Annotated in this window: 26 protein-coding genes and 2 pseudogenes; 18 read left to right on the top strand and 10 right to left on the bottom strand. The window is 45.8% G+C overall.

The genetic code is table 11. The annotated features are described in order from the left end of the window. Positions 1–120: 120 nt before the first annotated feature. The 3 genes from DESPODRAFT_RS21530 to DESPODRAFT_RS15790 all read left to right on the top strand — a co-directional run bounded on the left by DESPODRAFT_RS21530 (position 121) and on the right by DESPODRAFT_RS15790 (position 1,601). Positions 121–246: a hypothetical protein gene (locus DESPODRAFT_RS21530; RefSeq protein ID WP_004074761.1), complete on the top strand. Its 126-nt coding sequence runs from the start codon at positions 121–123 to the stop codon at positions 244–246. A 138-nt stretch (positions 247–384) separates the two neighbouring features. After that, positions 385–981 carry a Uma2 family endonuclease gene (locus tag DESPODRAFT_RS15795; protein WP_004074757.1) on the top strand — a complete coding sequence of 199 codons (597 nt, stop codon included), beginning with the start codon at positions 385–387 and terminating at the stop codon, positions 979–981. 44 nt (positions 982–1,025) lie between these two features. Then, a complete protein-coding gene (locus tag DESPODRAFT_RS15790) occupies positions 1,026–1,601 on the top strand; it encodes a recombinase family protein (protein WP_004074755.1) in 576 nt (191 codons plus the stop codon). A gap of 160 nt (positions 1,602–1,761) precedes the next feature. On the opposite strand, the gene DESPODRAFT_RS21260 is transcribed toward DESPODRAFT_RS15790, so the two are convergent. From DESPODRAFT_RS21260 to DESPODRAFT_RS15750, 8 genes are all read right to left on the bottom strand, one after another. Further along, positions 1,762–2,037 carry a YheU family protein gene (locus tag DESPODRAFT_RS21260; protein ID WP_004074753.1) on the bottom strand — a complete coding sequence of 92 codons (276 nt, stop codon included), beginning with the start codon at positions 2,035–2,037 and terminating at the stop codon, positions 1,762–1,764. After that, positions 2,034–2,300, bottom strand: a complete 267-nt coding sequence (locus DESPODRAFT_RS15780) for a GIY-YIG nuclease family protein (RefSeq protein WP_004074752.1) — start codon at positions 2,298–2,300, stop codon at positions 2,034–2,036. Before DESPODRAFT_RS15780 ends, DESPODRAFT_RS21260 begins: the two co-directional genes overlap by 4 nt. Further along, positions 2,300–2,479, bottom strand: a complete 180-nt coding sequence (locus DESPODRAFT_RS21255) for a hypothetical protein (RefSeq protein WP_004074751.1) — start codon at positions 2,477–2,479, stop codon at positions 2,300–2,302. Before DESPODRAFT_RS21255 ends, DESPODRAFT_RS15780 begins: the two co-directional genes overlap by 1 nt. A 158-nt stretch (positions 2,480–2,637) precedes the next feature. Continuing rightward, positions 2,638–2,856: a DUF3820 family protein gene (locus DESPODRAFT_RS15770; RefSeq protein WP_004074749.1), complete on the bottom strand. Its 219-nt coding sequence runs from the start codon at positions 2,854–2,856 to the stop codon at positions 2,638–2,640. Then, complete coding sequence (locus DESPODRAFT_RS15765; RefSeq protein ID WP_004074748.1) at positions 2,856–3,116, bottom strand: hypothetical protein; 261 nt, start codon at positions 3,114–3,116, stop codon at positions 2,856–2,858. Before DESPODRAFT_RS15765 ends, DESPODRAFT_RS15770 begins: the two co-directional genes overlap by 1 nt. 86 nt (positions 3,117–3,202) lie before the next feature. Next, positions 3,203–3,649 (bottom strand): hypothetical protein, encoded by a 447-nt coding sequence (locus DESPODRAFT_RS15760; protein ID WP_004074747.1) that lies wholly within the window; start codon positions 3,647–3,649, stop codon positions 3,203–3,205. Positions 3,650–3,664: 15 nt separating this feature from the next. Next, positions 3,665–3,862 (bottom strand): YwbE family protein, encoded by a 198-nt coding sequence (locus DESPODRAFT_RS15755; RefSeq protein ID WP_004074746.1) that lies wholly within the window; start codon positions 3,860–3,862, stop codon positions 3,665–3,667. 21 nt (positions 3,863–3,883) lie between these two features. Beyond that, positions 3,884–4,336: a hypothetical protein gene (locus DESPODRAFT_RS15750; RefSeq protein ID WP_004074744.1), complete on the bottom strand. Its 453-nt coding sequence runs from the start codon at positions 4,334–4,336 to the stop codon at positions 3,884–3,886. A gap of 281 nt (positions 4,337–4,617) precedes the next feature. Here DESPODRAFT_RS15750 and DESPODRAFT_RS15745 point away from each other — a divergent pair, with 281 nt between their 5' ends. The 3 genes from DESPODRAFT_RS15745 to DESPODRAFT_RS20675 are packed head-to-tail and all read left to right on the top strand — an operon-like array spanning position 4,618 to position 6,280. Further along, complete coding sequence (locus tag DESPODRAFT_RS15745) at positions 4,618–5,706, top strand: ATP-binding protein (RefSeq protein WP_216594018.1); 1,089 nt, start codon at positions 4,618–4,620, stop codon at positions 5,704–5,706. Continuing rightward, entirely contained in the window at positions 5,703–5,969 is a 267-nt protein-coding gene (locus tag DESPODRAFT_RS20680) for a hypothetical protein (RefSeq protein WP_216594017.1), read from the top strand. The genes DESPODRAFT_RS15745 and DESPODRAFT_RS20680 overlap by 4 nt, the downstream gene beginning before the upstream one ends. Before the next feature lie 47 nt (positions 5,970–6,016). Continuing rightward, positions 6,017–6,280 carry a hypothetical protein gene (locus DESPODRAFT_RS20675; RefSeq protein ID WP_216594016.1) on the top strand — a complete coding sequence of 88 codons (264 nt, stop codon included), beginning with the start codon at positions 6,017–6,019 and terminating at the stop codon, positions 6,278–6,280. A gap of 199 nt (positions 6,281–6,479) precedes the next feature. Here the strand turns inward: DESPODRAFT_RS20675 and DESPODRAFT_RS15740 are convergent, their stop codons facing one another. After that, positions 6,480–6,881 (bottom strand): tyrosine-type recombinase/integrase, encoded by a 402-nt coding sequence (locus tag DESPODRAFT_RS15740; protein WP_245531941.1) that lies wholly within the window; start codon positions 6,879–6,881, stop codon positions 6,480–6,482. Positions 6,882–6,887: 6 nt separating this feature from the next. Here DESPODRAFT_RS15740 and DESPODRAFT_RS19625 point away from each other — a divergent pair. The 8 genes and pseudogenes from DESPODRAFT_RS19625 to DESPODRAFT_RS15710 form a co-directional block, all read left to right on the top strand. Continuing rightward, positions 6,888–7,517, top strand: a pseudogene (locus DESPODRAFT_RS19625) (IS4 family transposase); the annotation flags it as partial. 147 nt (positions 7,518–7,664) lie between these two features. Beyond that, positions 7,665–7,778 (top strand): annotated as a pseudogene (locus tag DESPODRAFT_RS21905) (Hsp70 family protein); the annotation flags it as partial. A gap of 11 nt (positions 7,779–7,789) precedes the next feature. Beyond that, on the top strand, positions 7,790–7,924 hold the full coding sequence (locus DESPODRAFT_RS21900; RefSeq protein ID WP_172635734.1) for an Hsp70 family protein: 135 nt from the start codon (positions 7,790–7,792) through the stop codon (positions 7,922–7,924). Next, positions 7,906–8,073, top strand: coding sequence for a hypothetical protein (locus DESPODRAFT_RS21895; RefSeq protein ID WP_157488507.1), 168 nt, complete (start codon positions 7,906–7,908; stop codon positions 8,071–8,073). Before DESPODRAFT_RS21900 ends, DESPODRAFT_RS21895 begins: the two co-directional genes overlap by 19 nt. Beyond that, positions 8,060–8,338, top strand: coding sequence for a hypothetical protein (locus DESPODRAFT_RS15725; protein ID WP_157488506.1), 279 nt, complete (start codon positions 8,060–8,062; stop codon positions 8,336–8,338). Before DESPODRAFT_RS21895 ends, DESPODRAFT_RS15725 begins: the two co-directional genes overlap by 14 nt. A 186-nt stretch (positions 8,339–8,524) precedes the next feature. Beyond that, a complete protein-coding gene (locus tag DESPODRAFT_RS15720) occupies positions 8,525–8,833 on the top strand; it encodes an isoamylase early set domain-containing protein (protein WP_004074739.1) in 309 nt (102 codons plus the stop codon). A gap of 66 nt (positions 8,834–8,899) precedes the next feature. Further along, positions 8,900–9,340, top strand: a complete 441-nt coding sequence (locus DESPODRAFT_RS15715; RefSeq protein WP_004074737.1) for an Hsp20/alpha crystallin family protein — start codon at positions 8,900–8,902, stop codon at positions 9,338–9,340. A gap of 405 nt (positions 9,341–9,745) precedes the next feature. Continuing rightward, positions 9,746–10,579: an Mrp/NBP35 family ATP-binding protein gene (locus DESPODRAFT_RS15710; RefSeq protein WP_004074735.1), complete on the top strand. Its 834-nt coding sequence runs from the start codon at positions 9,746–9,748 to the stop codon at positions 10,577–10,579. Between the two features lie 27 nt (positions 10,580–10,606). Here the strand turns inward: DESPODRAFT_RS15710 and lon are convergent, their stop codons facing one another. Beyond that, positions 10,607–13,003 (bottom strand): endopeptidase La, encoded by a 2,397-nt coding sequence (lon, locus tag DESPODRAFT_RS15705; RefSeq protein WP_004074732.1) that lies wholly within the window; start codon positions 13,001–13,003, stop codon positions 10,607–10,609. Positions 13,004–13,279: 276 nt separating this feature from the next. Between lon and DESPODRAFT_RS15700 the strand changes: the two genes are divergently transcribed. From DESPODRAFT_RS15700 to DESPODRAFT_RS15685, 4 genes are read left to right on the top strand one after another with little or no spacing between them, the layout of a single operon-like run. Beyond that, entirely contained in the window at positions 13,280–14,605 is a 1,326-nt protein-coding gene (locus DESPODRAFT_RS15700) for a KamA family radical SAM protein (RefSeq protein WP_040016417.1), read from the top strand. 52 nt (positions 14,606–14,657) lie between these two features. Further along, positions 14,658–15,653, top strand: a complete 996-nt coding sequence (locus tag DESPODRAFT_RS15695) for a D-alanine--D-alanine ligase family protein (protein ID WP_004074729.1) — start codon at positions 14,658–14,660, stop codon at positions 15,651–15,653. After that, positions 15,650–16,675 carry a D-alanine--D-alanine ligase family protein gene (locus DESPODRAFT_RS15690; RefSeq protein WP_004074727.1) on the top strand — a complete coding sequence of 342 codons (1,026 nt, stop codon included), beginning with the start codon at positions 15,650–15,652 and terminating at the stop codon, positions 16,673–16,675. Before DESPODRAFT_RS15695 ends, DESPODRAFT_RS15690 begins: the two co-directional genes overlap by 4 nt. Positions 16,676–16,679: 4 nt before the next feature. Continuing rightward, a complete protein-coding gene (locus tag DESPODRAFT_RS15685) occupies positions 16,680–17,216 on the top strand; it encodes a GNAT family N-acetyltransferase (RefSeq protein ID WP_004074725.1) in 537 nt (178 codons plus the stop codon). Positions 17,217–17,307 lie beyond the last annotated feature (91 nt).

Below are 17,307 nucleotides of genomic sequence, written 5' to 3'. Positions count from 1 at the left end.
AGGGATAATCCGGGGTATTTCGGCTTTAAGGACGACAGTGTAAAAATAAACGTAGAACAAATTTTTAAACTCATGAGTCCGCACACGGATGTAAAAACAATTTAAAAAAGGCAAGCTTGAATGAAACAGTCCGAATTGACGGCATTGCTTGGTACCTTGATTGATATGGGTAAAGCATTTGAAAAAGCCCTGGAGGAAATGGGCGAAGAGTATCAGAAGTTGAAAGCTGAGCAATCTAAAAAATAGATCTGTAATCCAAACTACAGTTTTTGGAACATGAGTTGTAACCGAGAACAATCATGTATCAAAAAGTTATTTTTAATTTTTGTTACATGATGTTATATAAATTCTTAAAGTTTTTGGTACACAAACAGGAGATAGAATATGCCAGCACAGCCGCAAGAAAAAAATTTGATGTCACCGGCTGAATATTTGGAGATGGAAAGGACCTCTCTGGATATTAAGCATGAATTTTTTAATGGTGAGGTTTTCGCTATGGTTGGGGCCAGCAGGAACCACAACCGCATAAATGTGAATTTGACAAAAAAATTAGGGATCAATTTTGAAACAAACCCGGCTCAGTGCGAAGTATTTTCTAATGACATGCGGGTTAAAACAGCAGGAAATTATACCTATCCTGATCTTACTATTTCCTGTGGGGATGCAAGATTTGAAGATGATAAGTTTGATACCCTAACAAATCCTGTTATCGTTATTGAAATTCTTTCAGATTCAACCGAACGTTTTGATAGGACGAAAAAGTTTGCTTATTATCGGGCAATTCCTACGCTTCAAGAATATATCCTTGTTTCCCAACATGAATGTTGGGTTGAGCAATATATACGCCAAAACGATATGTGGGGTTATCAATCATACGATGGGTTAGAGCAGATTTTGAAGCTGGAATCCGTTAATTTTGAACTGCCGTTATCTGAAATCTATTTGAATGTTGAGTTTGAAGATGAGCCTCGCAAAATTTAAAATCAGCAGGAACAGCAGAATTTTTCAATAGAAGGGATTAGATAATGTACCCCAAAGGACATAAAGCGGAAATAGGCTATACAAGGGTATCATCAACAAACCAAAAAACAGACCGGCAACTTGACGGTGTACCTCTGGATAAAATTTTTGAGGATAAACAAACAGGCAAAGACACCAACCGGCCCCAACTTCAGGCTTGCCTGGATTACCTTCGGGAAGGGGACCGGCTGCACGTCCATTCTATGGACCGGTTAGCCCGGAGCCTTGCCGACCTCCAGGCCATGGTTCAAGGCCTGACCAGTCAGGGGATTGTTGTCAAATTTCACAAGGAAGGCTTGGAATTTACCGGAGAGGACAATCCCATGTCTATGCTGATGCTTCAGATCATGGGAGCCGTTGCGGAATTCGAGCGTTCCCTGATCCGGGAACGGCAAACTGAAGGGATAAAAAAAGCCCTGGCAAAAGGCGTGAAGTTCGGCAGGGCTCCAAAATTGACCCTGGCCGATAAATGTCAGATTGCTGATCTGGTGGAGCAAGGGCAAGAAAAGAACGCTCTGGCTGAACAGTTTGGAGTGTCCCGGCAGACCATTTACCGGGCGTTAAAAGAAGTTCAAGCGTAAATCAAAAATTCTGGAAGAATTAAAATGTGTGGATGCATTGCATGTCGATGCAGATAATGTCGAATAATCCCGGTGCGGTAACATGTAAATCTGGCCGAGGTATTCTGATAAAATCAAGCCATTATATATAGGTCCACTCAAACCTTTCTGAAGGCAGCATTCAATAACAAAAATAGTTAACGCCTTTACTATCAAGGGTTACACCCCACATAAATACCATGATTGCGGAGAGCTCACCCCGCCCAGTACCACCACCACTACCAAAAGTATTGTTGCCCATAGCAAAAACCACCACGGCCAGCACCTGGGCAATTTTTGTTTCCAGGGGAATTTCCACCTCACCATAGTCAGTGCCATCCCTTGTTACAAATTCTTCAATGACACCATGCAAAGCCTCGGGGCTCAGCTGGTCATACGGGATTTTGACAGCATTCAATTTTCAGGTTTCCAGTCATTCAGCGTTGCTATTTTTTTGTGAGTTGGCGTGTTTTTGATTTGATATTCCAGATGGAAGGCCTCACGTTTGGTAAAATGTCCTTTGATGGCAGCCAATTTTACCGGCAGGCGAGATCTTGTATATTTTGAAGCAGTCCCTTCGTTATGCTTTATCAGCCGATTTTCCATATTTTTAGTGACGCCCCAGTACAGAGAGCCATCTGAACATTTCAGGAGATATGACGACCAATTTTTGTCAGGCATTAAATCCGTTCCCCATTATATTCAGCACCAAGTGTTTCCAGGTGTCCTGCCAGAAGATACCGATGACAGTCCGTCCCGGATGCACAGAAGCAAACAAGCGTTAGCTCTTCCCGGCCCAGAATATCATTCCAGATGCCTAAAATTTCCCGGTAAAATTTTTGCGGCAGCTCCCGATACATTTATTTGTATTCATCCGATGAAATTTTTCCTTCTTTTGATCCCATGACCATTTTCCAGGTGGGCGCAAATAAACAGCCTATTGAAATTGAATCTTTGCCTTTTACGGTAATATCAAGCCGATCATCACCACAATATTTGTATTGAGCGGTATAGAGCTTCATTTCTGTTTGAACAGATATTCCAGGCCGTTGAGTTTGATTTCATAGACGGTCCGCAGCAGTCTACCCAATTTACCCTCTGGAAACCCTTTACGGGAAAACCAGACCAGATAAGGTTCCGGCAGATCCACAAGACGGAGACCTTTATATTTGCCAAAAGGCATTTTCATCGTAGTAAGCGAGATGAATTCGTTTTTATCTGGGATGACTGGTTGCATTATTTTTTTGAAATGATCTCAATTCCATTGTCTGAAAGAAACTTTGTTGATTTGCTGCAAACAGGCGCTGTCGTTTCCAGTTTGATTGTGACACCTGGGGCAGTCTTCCTTATCTTCTCAGCTTTCTCAAGGATGACAGAGGCATCCTTCATGATGATCCGGCTTTTTCTGTCGATATAAAGGACAAAGTTATCGTGATCATCCTTGAGCAAAACTGTTCGCGCTGGCAGTCTATATAATTTAGGGTCAATTTTGTCCATTGATTCTGTCCCTCAATTTCCCGACACATTTAAATGTAACCACCCGTCTCTTGTCCAGCACCATTCCTGGCAGCTGGAAAAATTCATTAAACTTCCTCCCGGATGACTTTATCACCAACCGTCTCAATTAGTTGATCCAGGATCTTGGCATCCTTATCATCGGTTGGTCTCCAGGAATTTCGAAGCACCCGCTCATTGTCATCGTCAAAACTTATATCCGATATCACAACTTCTGTATATTTCAGCCTGGGGTCTCCTTGATGGTACGGCCAGACTTCAAAAGCACGTAGGTTGGCTATCTTCAATTTAAATCTTTCACAAATTCTTGGAATAATGTATTGAATACAGTTAGTTGTCGGTACACCTGTATCTTCGCCTTGATCGATTAAGATTATCCAGGTGGCCTCGGTTGTTGCTTCTTGAGCAATGATCAAATGACAGAATGAATCCATAAGGCCTGGATCGTTCTGTTCCTGTTCGGTCCCTGAACCTTTCCAGTTATAAATGGCTGAATATGTGACTTTAAAATACATGGTGAATCTGAGCTTTTAACCGTGAATGGCCTTAACTCTGCCAACAAGGCCATTTTCCAATCGGACTTTTATACCATGGGGATGAAAAGACGATTTTGTTAAAATATTTTTTACGACGCCTTGGGTCAGAACGCCTGTTCTTTGGTCTTTTTTTAATACAATGGATACGGTTTGTCCGGTTTTGATTTGCGTTCTATTTTGTCCGCCAGTCATTATACTTTTTATCCTATATAATTATAAGCTTTTACACTTAAACTCATCAATCGAAGCATCTAAGATATTACGTTCAAGTTGCATATTAGGTTTCCACCAAACAGCATGATCACGTTGCCTTTTTGCAAACTCCTGCTGTGCATTTATTACATTTCTTTGTTCTTTTTCTATGAATATGCTGGAAATCTCATCACCAGCAGCGAATACAATATCGCGACTTTTTATTAAATACTCTTCATCAAGGATGCCTTTTTCATTGAAGTGCAAATAATAATAAATAGCACGTATAACCTCAATTGGCTTTCGGTTCTCAAGCTTTACACAAATTTCTGCAACACGCACACGCTTTCCGGCAAATCTTTCTAATTTTTCTTCACTTGTTGCTTTTAAAAGACGTTTGAACTTATTGATTGAGACTCGGAAAATTTCGGATTCATCTGTGATAATAAAATATCTAACTGATGCAGAACTCATATGGTCACCCCATTTAGTTTTCAGTTCTTCAGATTAGTCGTTACCTTTTTTTCGGTGGTTTCCAGGTAAAAAATTCTTAATCTTTCAAAAGAGCATGGCCTCAAATATAATGAGTAGCAACATAAAAAATTTCTGTAAAGATATAATGCCCCCGAAGTGACAGGGATAATCCGGGGTATTTCGGCTTTAAGGACGACAGTGTAAAAATAAACGTAGAACAAATTTTTAAACTCATGAGTCCGCACACGGATGACAAAACAATTTTAAAAAGGTGAACTTGAATGAAACAGTCCGAATTGACGGCATTGCTTGGTACCTTGATTGATGAATGGGAAAGTGAAATTGTTGAGTTTAAAGAAGCCGGCAACGATTATAAAACTGATAAAATCGGCTCTTATTTTTCTGCTTTGGCCAACGAAGTAAATTTGCGCGGATTGGAACGTGCCTGGCTGATTTTTGGCGTTAACAATAAAACCCGTTCTGTGGTGGGGTCTAATTACCGCCTGGATTCTGAACGACTGCAAAGCACAAAAATGCAGATTGCGGACAGCACAGAGCCAAGCATCACGTTTCGAAACATTTATGAGCTGCAGCACTCTCAGGGACGTGTCGTGCTCTTTGAAGTGCCTGCCGCGCCTTTGGGAATGCCCATTGCATGGAAAGGCCATTATTATGCCCGTGCCGGTGAAAGCTTAACCCATCTGGGACTTGATAAAGTTGATAATATCCGTCAACAGACGATGATTGAAGACTGGTCTGCCCAGATCATCCCTGATGGAACTTTTGATCACCTTGACACGGATGCCCTGCAAAAAGCACGTGAGTCGTTTGCACAAAAATATGCAAATCGATTTTCCAGCGAAGGGGTTATGGGCTGGCCCATGAAAACGTTTCTTGACCGGGCCAAATTAACCCAGGATGGCAGAATTACACGCACAACAATACTTTTGTTGGGAAAACCGGAATCAGCGTATCTGCTGTCCCCGCATCCAGGGCAGATCACCTGGAAACTTGAAGGGCTTGAACGGGCGTATGAACATTTCGGACTGCCTTTTTTCCTGAATACAACAAGTGTATATCGAAAGATACGAAATATTCAGGTCCGCATTCTCCCGGATGATCAACTGTTTGCCGTCGAGGTTTCCAAGTACGACCAACGTATTGTTCTAGAAGCACTGCACAATTGTATCGCTCACCAGGATTACTCTCGTAACGGACGTATCATTGTGACGGAACAGCCGGATTGTCTGTATTTTGAAAATGAAGGCCGATTTTTTGAAGGGCTGCCCGAAGACTATATTATCGGAAATAAAACGCCGCGTCGGTATCGCAATCCTTTTCTGGCCCAGGCAATGGCTGAATTGAATTGAATATGATAGATACCATGGGGTATAGTATTCATTCCATCCACGTTGCCCAGGCACGTCGTTTTTTTCCAATGCCTGATTTTGATTTAAGTGAATCCAATGCGGTTAGGCTTAGAATTCATGGAAAAATAGTTGATCCGGCGTATAGCCGGATGCTTATTCAAAAGATAAATTTACCCCTTGATCAAGTCCTGGCATTAGACAGAGTTCAAAAAAGGTTGCCATTGTCGGATGATATGATTAAGCACCTGCGAAGGCAGGGTTAATCGAGGGGCGTAAACCTCATTTACATGTATCTGCTACGGTGGCCAAAGTGACTGCCACTAAAGCCGATTACATCAAAACAAGAGCTCAGGATGACGATTATTACTGCAAACTGATCACCGATTATTTGAAAAAATTTAACAAAGCGTCTCGTGGGGAGATAGATAAATTGCTTCTGAATAAATTAAGCAATGTTTTGGACAATGAACAAAAAAAGAAAAAAATTGCCAATCTTCTTACGAAACTTCGAAGATCAGGAAAAATTCAAAATGAGGGTTCTAAAAAGACCCCCCAATGGAAAATTGCAGAATAAAATACATGTTTTGCAGAATAAATGCAGAATAAAATATGCTAAGTGACTTAAAATGAAGCTAAAATTTAAAAAGCAGGCTTATCAGACACTCGCAGTTGAATCTGTTGTGGATTGTTTTAAAGGGCGGCCAAATACAGCCGCCATCCGTATCAAAATTTTCAAAGCCGCCGACTCATTGATGTAATTAAAGCCAATCGCCCTAACTTCGTGGATGGGCTTTGTCGTACACCGCCATCAGGCGATCCATGCTCACATGAGTGTACACCTGGGTAGTAGACAGGCTGGCATGGCCCAATATCTCCTGAATACCCCGAAGATCTGCACCGGAATCCAGCATATGAGTGGCAAAGGTATGCCGTAAGGTGTAGGGTGATATTTTTAAGCCTAACCCGCATTCCAAGACCACCTTATCCAGAATACGTCGAATGGACGGCCTGCCAAGCCTTCCAAAATTTTTATTTAAAAATACGGCAGAATAATTTTTCTTAAGATCAGCCCGGTAGGTTTGGATGGCATCAAGGGCACTTTTGCCCACTGGTATGATGCGCGTTTTGTTTCCCTTGCCCAGTACCCGTATCAGTCCGGCATTAAAATCAATCACGGAGCTGAACGCCTTTTCATTGATCAAATTCTTACTGAAGGACAAACCGGCGTTATGGACCGGGGTTACCAATCCCATGACATTTTTGATTTGCTTCAGGGCAAAAACAAACATTTTGTTTGTCGGATCAAGTCCAAAACGACAAGGACAATCATTGAACAATATCCAACGGAAAAAGGCAGTTATATTTTTTATGATGCATTAGTGCTTCTTGGAACTCCGGGGCAAAATCAAACCCGGGAACCTGTCCGTGTTGTTGGTTATCAGATTTTCGGGACAAAATATTATGTTGCTACTGATCGTCGTAAGCTGACTGCAGAACAAATAGCAACGATTTATAAACTCAGGTGGAGTGTAGAATCCTTCTTTAAATGGTGGAAGGAGCACCTTAAAGTTTATCACCTGATTGCCAGAAGTAAGTATGGTCTGATGGTTCAAATTTTGGGTGGTCTTATAACATATCTGCTGATGGCGATATATTGCCATGAAGAATTCAATGAGAAAGTCTCCATCAAAAGGGTTCGGCAATTACGAACTAAAATTTTGAATGAATTATTTAACGGCCAAGGCAACTCTGAACCGATTGAGGACAATAATTTCAAAGAACCAATAAAATCACGTGATGCAAAAACCTAACCGGACATCACTGGGGTATAGTAGGGTATTATTAAATATTTTGACTTGTAATTATAATTCCCCCTGTTCTCATTTAAAAATTTCAAGACCTACCTCTTTTATATATCGGCGATAGTGAAGATAACCCCATAATTCGGAGAAACTATAATGGGAGTAACAATCGGTATTGACCTGGGCACAACCAATTCATGCGTGGCTATTATGGAGGGGGCACAGGCAACTGTGGTGATAAATCCCGAAGGGACCCGGACTACACCGTCATCAAGAATACGGTGGAGCAATACCTGGGAGAGAGCGTCAGGGACGCCGTGATTACGATACCGGCGTACTTTGACGACAGCCAGCCCCGGACAAAAATTAAAAAGGCCATCGGGCGACTGAAAAAGCCATGGAAAGGGAAAACATAAACGAGATTGATCGGTTGACCGGTGAGTTGCAGAAGGCATCTTACAAGATGTCAGAACAACTTTACCGACAGGCTTCCGGATCGGATGGCCAAGCGAGTCAAAATTCCGGAGATGATGTCATTGATGCGGATTATAATGATGTGGCCTGACGCCGGAGGCATTGGGGGAGGGATCGGACATCCGATGTCCGAAAACGGAGAAGATGAGACCCCACAGCTTCCGGTTGAATATACAGCCCGAAACAATTGTCATAGGATAGACTCCTTTAGGTTAAATGCCGGGGCAAAGGTTTCGGCGAAGGCCTTGCTTCCGGACGTTGCAAACCCCTGCCTCAGACTTATGACCGGTACCGGGCAGTGCCCAGTGCCGGAACACCTTTTCGGCCAGACTGCCGAAGCGAAACCAACTGAATAATCCCCTATTTTTAGTAGTTGATTAATGATTTTTTTTATAGTCTTCTATAGTATTGATTTGCAATCATAAACCATCTATTCTTATTTAAGAATTTCCAGAAAGACCTCTTTTCCGTAAATCCTGTAAACCTGTTACAACTGGGAATCCAGACTCTTAATCAATTTGGAAAAGATAAGGAGGAAAATTATGACGATCAAAAAACAATATCTAAAAAACAAATCACAGTGCAAGGTAACTTTCCTGGCTCAAAAAGAGATGGGAGGTGGTGCAAAAGAAATGCACGTGGTGGGTGAATTCAATCAATGGGACAAATGTGCAACGCCCATGAAAAAGGACAAAAACGGCACCTTTACTGCTACGGTGAACCTTGATCTCAATAAAAAATATCAGTTCAGATACCTTTCGGATGGGGTGAACTGGTTCAACGATGCAAAAGCCGACGCGTATATTCATAGCGTTTACGGGAATTGTGATAACTCGGTGATTGTTATTTAGTGTCTGAACGAAAACCGTAACAAAATAACAAATGACCTGTATTTACTTAAATAAAAGGAGACAAAAATGAAACTGACCAAATGGGATCCGTTCCGGGAAATCGATGATATGTTCACCAAATACTTGACGCATTCGAACCGGCCTTCATTGGGTAATCAGGAACTGTTGACTTCTGGAGACTGGGCTCCTCGCGCGGACATTGCCGAAACCGATTTGGATTTTACCATCAAGGTGGAGATCCCTGAAATCAAACGGGAAGATATCAAGATTACCATTGATAACGGGGTTCTCAACATCAGGGGAGAACGGAAACGGGAAAAAGAGGATAAAAGTGTAAAGTACCACAGGATTGAGCGGCATTACGGCAGCTTTCTGCGCAGTTTTTCCATGCCGGACAATGTGGCCGAAGAACAGATTGAAGCCCAATTCAAGGAGGGCGTATTAACACTTCGCCTGCCTAAAACGGAAAAATCAAAACCCAAGCTAATTGAAATTGCCGTGAAATAGATTATTGCCGCCTGTACGCAGTAATACCGAAAATACGTCCCGGGCCGGAAGTATGGAATTCTGACCCGGGCGATTGACTTTGATCAAATTTATATGTAAGTCCGGGGATAGCGGTCAACACCTGTAAAATTTCCTACCTGACCAGTCTGATAAAGCAAACGAACGGCCAAACAAACGAGACCGCCCAGAAAGCCGGCATTACTGCCCGGCAGCTAAATCGCCTGCTGACCCTGCACAGGCTGGATAAAAAACAATCCCCAAAAAAAAGACGCCTAATGTCTTATTTTTGTGTAATAAGCTGAAATTACATATGATTTATTTTTTAATATAGTTTGATATAAAATTTGCTTTACATAGCTAAACAGAACAAGGTCATATCGTAAAATCTGTAACAGAGGGGAAAATATGAAACACTCTTCAAGAAGCGGGATTGCAAGTCATATGCCGAATCAGAAACCGGACGGCCTTGCCCCAGACGCGTTAAAAAAAATCAGCAGGAAATTCATTGTGATGAGCGGTAAGGGAGGCGTCGGGAAAACAAGCGTATCCGTCAATCTTGCCATTGCACTTGCAAATATGGGGTATAAAGTGGGATTGCTGGATGTTGATATCCACGGACCGGATGTCCCCCAGATGCTTGGACTATCTGGTATCCTCTCGGTCGACCTTGATAAAAAGATGGTGCCCATGCGCTATGGAGATAATTTAAAGGTTGTATCCATGGAAATCCTGACCCAGAACAAGGACGACGCCATTATCTGGCGGGGACCTGTCAAACATACCGTCATAAGGCAGTTTATCGGGGAAGTCGGCTGGGGTGTCTTGGATTTTCTGGTCATTGACTCCCCGCCTGGAACTGGGGATGAGCCCTTGACCGTTGCCAAGTTGATCCCGGACGCCCAGGCCATTATCGTTACGACTCCCCAGGAAGTGGCACTGGCAGATATCCGCAAATCCATCAGTTTTTGTCGAAAGGTTCATATGGGCATTTTGGGGATTATTGAAAATATGAGTGGGTTTATCTGTCCTCATTGCGGGAAGAATGTTGATATTTTCGGAACCGGCGGAGGAGAAAAAACCGCAAAAACCTATGGGCTCAGGTTTCTGGGCAGAATTCCGTTTGACCCGGACATGGTAACGTGTGGGGATCAGGGCGTTTCATTTCAACACTTACACGCGCAATCTCCTATCACGGATGCGTTTATCCGCATCGCGGAAAAAATGATACCGAAAAATTGAAGAATACGGCAAAATATGGATTGAATGTCACTGCACCAAGATGATATTCAACGCTTCATCAATCCATTCAACAGGTAAAAATTCAATGGATTGACGCACCTCTTCCGGCAACTCATTTACATCACTTTCATTGCGTTTGGGCAGGATCACCTTTGTCAGGCCGGCCCGATGCGCCGCAAGGACTTTCATCTTGATCCCGCCCACAGGCAGGACCCGGCCCCTGAGCGTGATCTCTCCCGTCATACCGATATGCCTGCTGATAATCCGACCGCTGAACAGACTCGCCATTGCCGCAAGGATGGTAATACCTGCAGATGGACCATCTTTTGGAATTGCACCGGCCGGAACATGGATGTGAACATCGGTATGTTTAAATACATCAGGATCAATCCCGAGCTCTTCGGCTTTGGACCGAATATAACTGTGGGCGATCTGAGCGCTTTCCCGCATCACATCCCCCAGCTGTCCGGTGATGAGAAACGTCCCTTTGCCTTTCATCCAGGTTGCCTCGATGAAAAGGATATCCCCCCCAACCGTTGTCACTGAAAGGCCGGTGGCGATTCCCGGTATTTTGAAAGGCTCGGAAGATTCGGATTCAAATTTTTCCTTTTTCAGGAACTCCCGGACATGGTCGGAGGTTACGGCAATATCCGTTATTTCCCGGCTGACAATTTTTACGGCGATCCGGCGGCAAATGGTTCCGATTTCACGTTCCAGATTCCTGACCCCCGCCTCCCGGGTATAGCTTTGAACGATTTTTTTTAAAGCGTCTATGCTAAACGATACTTCTTTAGCGGTCAGGCCGTTTTGATTCAACTGACGATGGACCAAATAATTTTTTGCAATCATGATTTTTTCATATTCCGTATAACCCTCCAGCTGGATGATTTCCATGCGGTCCTTCAGGGGCGGGGGGATGGCCTCGAGCTGATTCGCGGTCGTGATGAAAATCACATCGCTCAGGTCAAAATCCACATTCAGATAATGATCACGGAAAGTATTGTTCTGTGCAGGGTCGAGTACTTCAAGGAGGGCACTGCTCGGATCACCGCGCCAGTCGCTGCCGATCTTATCCACTTCATCCAGCATAAAAACAGGATTACGCGAGCCTGCCCGTTTAATTGCCTGTATGATCCGGCCGGGCATGGCACCGATATAGGTTCGTCTGTGACCGCGGATTTCGGCCTCGTCCCTCATTCCTCCCAGACTCATGCGCGTGAATTTTCTTCCAAGAGAACGGGCGATACTTTGCCCGAGACTCGTTTTCCCGACGCCCGGCGGTCCGGCAAAACACAAAATAGCGCCCATGGCCTGGTTTTCATTTCCGATGGTGTCGGGTTCCGACTGAATCCGGCGGGTATTTACCAGCTGTCGGACAGCCAGATATTCCAGGATTCTATTTTTGACGTCTGCCAGGTCATAGTGATCATCATCCAAAACAGTCCGTGCGTGATTGATGTCCAGTTCATCTTCTGTCCGTATCTGCCAGGGTAAATCGACGATCCAGTCCAGATAGGTTTTTATGACGCCGTATTCCGCCGAGTTCCGAGACATCTCGCCCATTCGTTTCAACTCGCGCAACGCCTCCTGTTTGGCTTCATCCGGAAGGCCGGCTTTTTCTATCTTCTCAGTATATTCATCGACGTCAGACTGGCTTTCCTCCGATTCTCCCAACTCTTTTTGAATCGCTTTGAGCTGCTGGCGAAGATAGTACTCATGATGTTTTTTTTCCATGGATCGGTTGACATCCGATTGGATCTTCTGCTTCAGCTTAAGGATCTCCTTTTCATGCGATAAATGAAAAATCAGCAGGTGCAACTTATCCTTCACGCTGTCCGTTTCAAGCAGTTCCTGCGCATCCTTGAGTTTAATCTGGATATTGGATGCCACCAGATACAAAAGATGACGGGGATCTTTTATTTTATCAATGTAATCATGCGCAGCAGCCGGAATATTCGGAAGAAGTGAAATGAATTCCTTGGAAAGCGTCTGCAGGGTTCTGAAAGCAGCTTCAAGCTCATTATCGTGTTCGAGAGTGTCCGGGTGCAATAAAATCCCTGCTTTCAAATACGGTTCTGTCTCATGCCAGGAGGTAATGCGGAACCGTTCAAACCCATAAAGAAATATCTGCAGACTGTCGTCGCCCAGATGAACGATCCTGTTCAGTATGCAAACGGTGCCGATCTCATGAATTTGTTCCGGCATGGGTTCTATGACCGAGCTGTCTTTCATTGCTGCAAGCCCGATTAAATGATCGCCTTTAAAAGCGTCTTCAATCAGCTTCATTGATCCGGGAATATTTATCGACAACGGCAGGGGCATAAACGGGTATGCAACCGTATTCCGTAAAGGAAGGATGGGAAGCTTGTCAGGTATCTTTTTCAGAAATACTTCATTGTCTTCATGTAAAAATGATTCCGTCATTCTTATCGCCCTTCCTTCATCTCCGGATCAAAGGGTGTTTAGCCCTTCCCACAGCTTATCGCAGTTTTCGACATCTTGCTTTGTCACTTCACACCAAGTCCCTTATCAGCTTAGCCAAAAAATTAAAAGTGGGTTATTCATCCGCCATTTAAAAGGCTTTGATCAAACAAGGTAAAAAATCTCTTTGCTTGAAAACTTGGCACGAGGATTGCTTTGAACGTAAAACGGCTGAACAATATGACCTCACCTAAAATGATCTGTATTTGGAAGGAAAAAATGAATAATAACCAAAAAGCCGCCAGGCCAAATATTTTGGTCGAAGATGACAAGCCTCCCAGTATTCGGAAATCGGAAGAAGATGACCCTTTGTCCTTGGCCGGAGAATCTCTCCGGTCTTTATTAACACCCACACCCCGGATCCCCGAAAAGAAAACAAGTCTGGTTTCCCATCATGGGAAAACAACCATAAAAACAAAAGCCTTTCGGAAAAAATTTTATCCTCTGATTTCCGATAAAGAATGGAACAACTGGCAGTGGCAGCTGCAAAACCGTATCCAGAGCCACGAAAAACTCAGCCGGTTCCTTACCCTGTCCCAGGAAGAGACCCTGGTCAACAGGACCTCCCAGCTTCCGTTGAGCATCACGCCCTATTACCTGAGCCTGATTTCACCGGATGACCCGGACCACCCCCTGCGCAAATGTGTTGTTCCCAACGTGAACGAATGGCTTCAGATGCCGGGAGAATCCGACGATCCCCTGGGCGAAGACCAACAAAGTCCTGTTCCCGGCCTTGTCCACAGGTATCCGGACCGGGTCCTGTTTCTGTTGTCGGATTTTTGTTCCACCTATTGCCGGTACTGCACCCGTTCCCGGGTGGTAGGCCACGGCACCATACATCCCAGCCGGGTACGGTGGGAAAAGGCCTTAAAATACATTGAAAAAACGCCTGCCGTCCGTGACGTCCTGTTGTCCGGGGGAGACCCGCTGACATTGGCAGATGACCGCCTGGAATGGGTATTGTCAAGGCTGAGGCAGATTGACCATGTGGAGGTGATCCGCATTGGGACCAAAGTCCCTGCGGTTCTTCCCCAGCGCATCACGCCCAATCTGGTAAAAATGTTGAAAAAATACCATCCCCTGTGGATGAGTCTGCATTTCACCCATGCTGACGAATGTACACCCGAGACCGCCAAAGCCTGTGCAAGGCTTGCGGATGCAGGTATCCCGCTTGGATCCCAGACCGTTCTGCTCAAAGGCATCAATGATTCGGCCAAGACCATGGCATCCCTGATGCACGGCCTGATGAAAATGCGGGTCCGTCCCTATTATCTGTACCAGTGCGATCCCATCACCGGTTCCGGCCATTTCAGGACCTCCATTGAAAAGGGCCTGGAAATCATCCGCAGCCTGCGGGGGTTTACCAGCGGGTACGCTGTTCCGACCTATGTGGTGGACGCCCCTGGCGGTGGTGGAAAAATTCCGCTCATGCCTGACTATATTCAAGGCCATACCACCGACAACCTGGTCATGATCAATTATGAGAACCGCACCTTCTTGTACCCCGATCCGGTTTCAGCCCCTGCTGAAGACGTATTGAAATAAGCCAAAACCCAATTTCGGCGGCACAGCCGTATAAAAAAAGCGAGGAAACAACTTGAAAATCGGAATGACCTATGATTTGCGTCAGGAGTATCTTGACATGGGGTACAATGAACTGGAAACTGCTGAACTGGATGTTGTTGAAACCATTGAGGCCATTGAGGGTGTGCTGTTGGAACTCGGCCATGTCCCGGTCCGCATCGGCCATGCCAAAGCGCTGATGAAAGCGCTGGTAAAAGGGGAAACCTGGGATCTTGTTTTCAACATTGCCGAAGGACTCAAGGGAGCGGCCCGTGAAGCACAGGTTCCGGCGATTCTGGATGTGTACGGAATTCCTTATACTTTTTCCGATCCTGTGGTGATGGGTCTTTGCCTGAACAAGGCGTTGACCAAACAGATTATCAGGGATGCGGGCCTGGCAACATCGCCATTCGTGGTGGTTAACGGCGCCCTGCCCCAGCCGATTCCCTTTACTCCGCCTTTTTTTGCCAAACCCGTGGCCGAGGGTACGGGTATGGGCATAACGGAAAAGTCAATAATTGAAGATTCCGGAGTACTTGCCGGAATTTGCCGGGATCTGATCCGTCAATTTCATCAACCCGTACTGGTGGAACAGTTTCTTCCGGGCAGGGAATTTACCGTGGGAGTGACCGGGACCGGACCGGATGCCCGGATCATGGGAACCATGGAGATTGTTTTTACCGAGGCGGCCAAGGGGCAAACCTATTCCCTGGAGAACAAAGAAAACTGGAAAGGCCGGGTGGCCCTCCACCCGATGGCAGCCAAGGAAGACCCCCTGATCCGGGAGGTGGAGCGCCTGGCGTTTGATTCCTGGAACGCGCTGGGGTGCCGTGACGGTGGACGGATCGACATCCGGTGTGATCTTGAAGGAAAGCCAAGCTTCATTGAGGTCAATCCCCTGGCCGGGTTGCGCCCTGAATATTCCGATTTACCCATCCTGTGCGACTATTTTGGGACATCCTATGTCCGGTTGATCGAATGCATCCTTAACTCCGCATGCCGGCGGATGGGAGGCGGCGTCGGCAAATGAAAAAAATCATTGCTGTTGTTTATAACGCTGTGGCCCAGGAGAGCCAGCCGGATGAGCTTGATGTCCTGGACCAGGTGGCTGCGGTTTCAAAAGCCCTCACGGACCTTGACTTTAATCCGGTACCTGTTCCCTGCGGGTTGGACCTTGAACATTTTAAGCGCGATCTTACGACGCTTCAGCCCGGAGCGGTATTCAATCTGGTTGAATCCCTGGAAGGAGAAGGCCGACTGATTCATGTGGTGCCGTATCTGCTTGACAGTCTTGGCATTCCCTATACCGGCTGTCCGGCGGATGCCATTTACCTGACCTCCCACAAGACAGCGGCCAAGGAGCGGATGCGACAGGCCGGGCTGCCGACGCCGGACTGGGTCGGCCCATACCAGGCCGGTATGGCCGTACAATCCCGGGCATTGATACATTTAAAAAAAGGAGTAACCGACGGTCCCTGGATCATCAAGTCCCTCTGGGAACACGGATCTCTTGGACTGGAAAAGGAAAATATCATCACAGCCCTGCCGGACAGGCTGGGACCTCTGCTGGAAAAAGCGGCACAAGGGTTGGGGCGTGCCTGTTTTGCCGAAGCATTCATCAATGGCCGGGAATTTAACCTCTCCCTGCTTGGGGATGGAAAAGAGGTCCGGGTGCTGCCGCCTGCAGAAATCCGGTTCCTGAATTTTGGTCAGGATGAACCGAAAATCGTGGGCTATCGGGCAAAATGGTGCCCCGAGGCCTATGAATACCAGCATACCCTGCGCAGTTTTGACTTTTCTGAAACCGACAGGGAGCTGCTGTCTCGTCTTTCCGATCTCGCGCTTTCCTGCTGGGATCTCTTTTCCCTGGCAGGGTTTGCCCGGGTGGATTTCAGGGTGGATGACAACAAAGATCCCCATATCCTGGAAGTCAACGCAAACCCCTGCATCTCCCCGGATGCTGGGTTTACGGCTGCCCTGGACAGAGCCGGGATTTCATATACCACAGCCATTGCCAGGATTATGGATGCTGTAATCCGGGCCGGGAAATAGCCTCATGTCCGGGAGCAGAACACCAACCGTCGGGGTCCATGCCTTTCCCAAAGATGTCCGGTTGCGATATACGCCCCGTGCGTCTGATGTTGAGAGTGTCCGTACCCTTGTAACGGAAACCGGATTTTTCAGGCCCGATGAAATCAGCATTGCAGCGGAACTTGTGGAAGAGTGCCTGAAATCGGGAGATGAGAGCGGCTATCATTTTGTGATGGCGCAAAAAGAAGGCAACCTGGCCGGGTACGGATGTTTCGGCCCCATCCCCTGCACCCTTACCAGCTATGACATATACTGGATCGCCGTTGCACCTAAGTTCCAGGGAAAGGGCCTGGGAAAGTGCATCCTAAGGGAGATGGAGCGGTTGATCCGGGAAAAGGGAGGTATGCGGGTATACGTGGAAACCTCAACCCAGCAAGGCTATGCATCCACCCGGATGTTTTATGAACGATGCGGATACCGGTGCGAAGCCGTACTGGATGATTTCTACGAACCAGGGGACGGAAAGGCAATCTACAGCTGCCGGGTAAATAATCAGTCCTAGAATCCCAGAATAAGCAATAACCATGCCGTAGGTGTTGTCTCCGTTGACCGGATGAACTATATGCACAGGTCGATATTTCCGAAAAAAAGGA

Origin of the sequence: Desulfobacter postgatei 2ac9, assembly GCF_000233695.2 — a bacterium.
GTDB lineage: Bacteria > Desulfobacterota > Desulfobacteria > Desulfobacterales > Desulfobacteraceae > Desulfobacter > Desulfobacter postgatei.
Note: the sequence above shows the minus strand (reverse complement) of the source record. Positions and strands in the feature narration are given on the sequence as shown.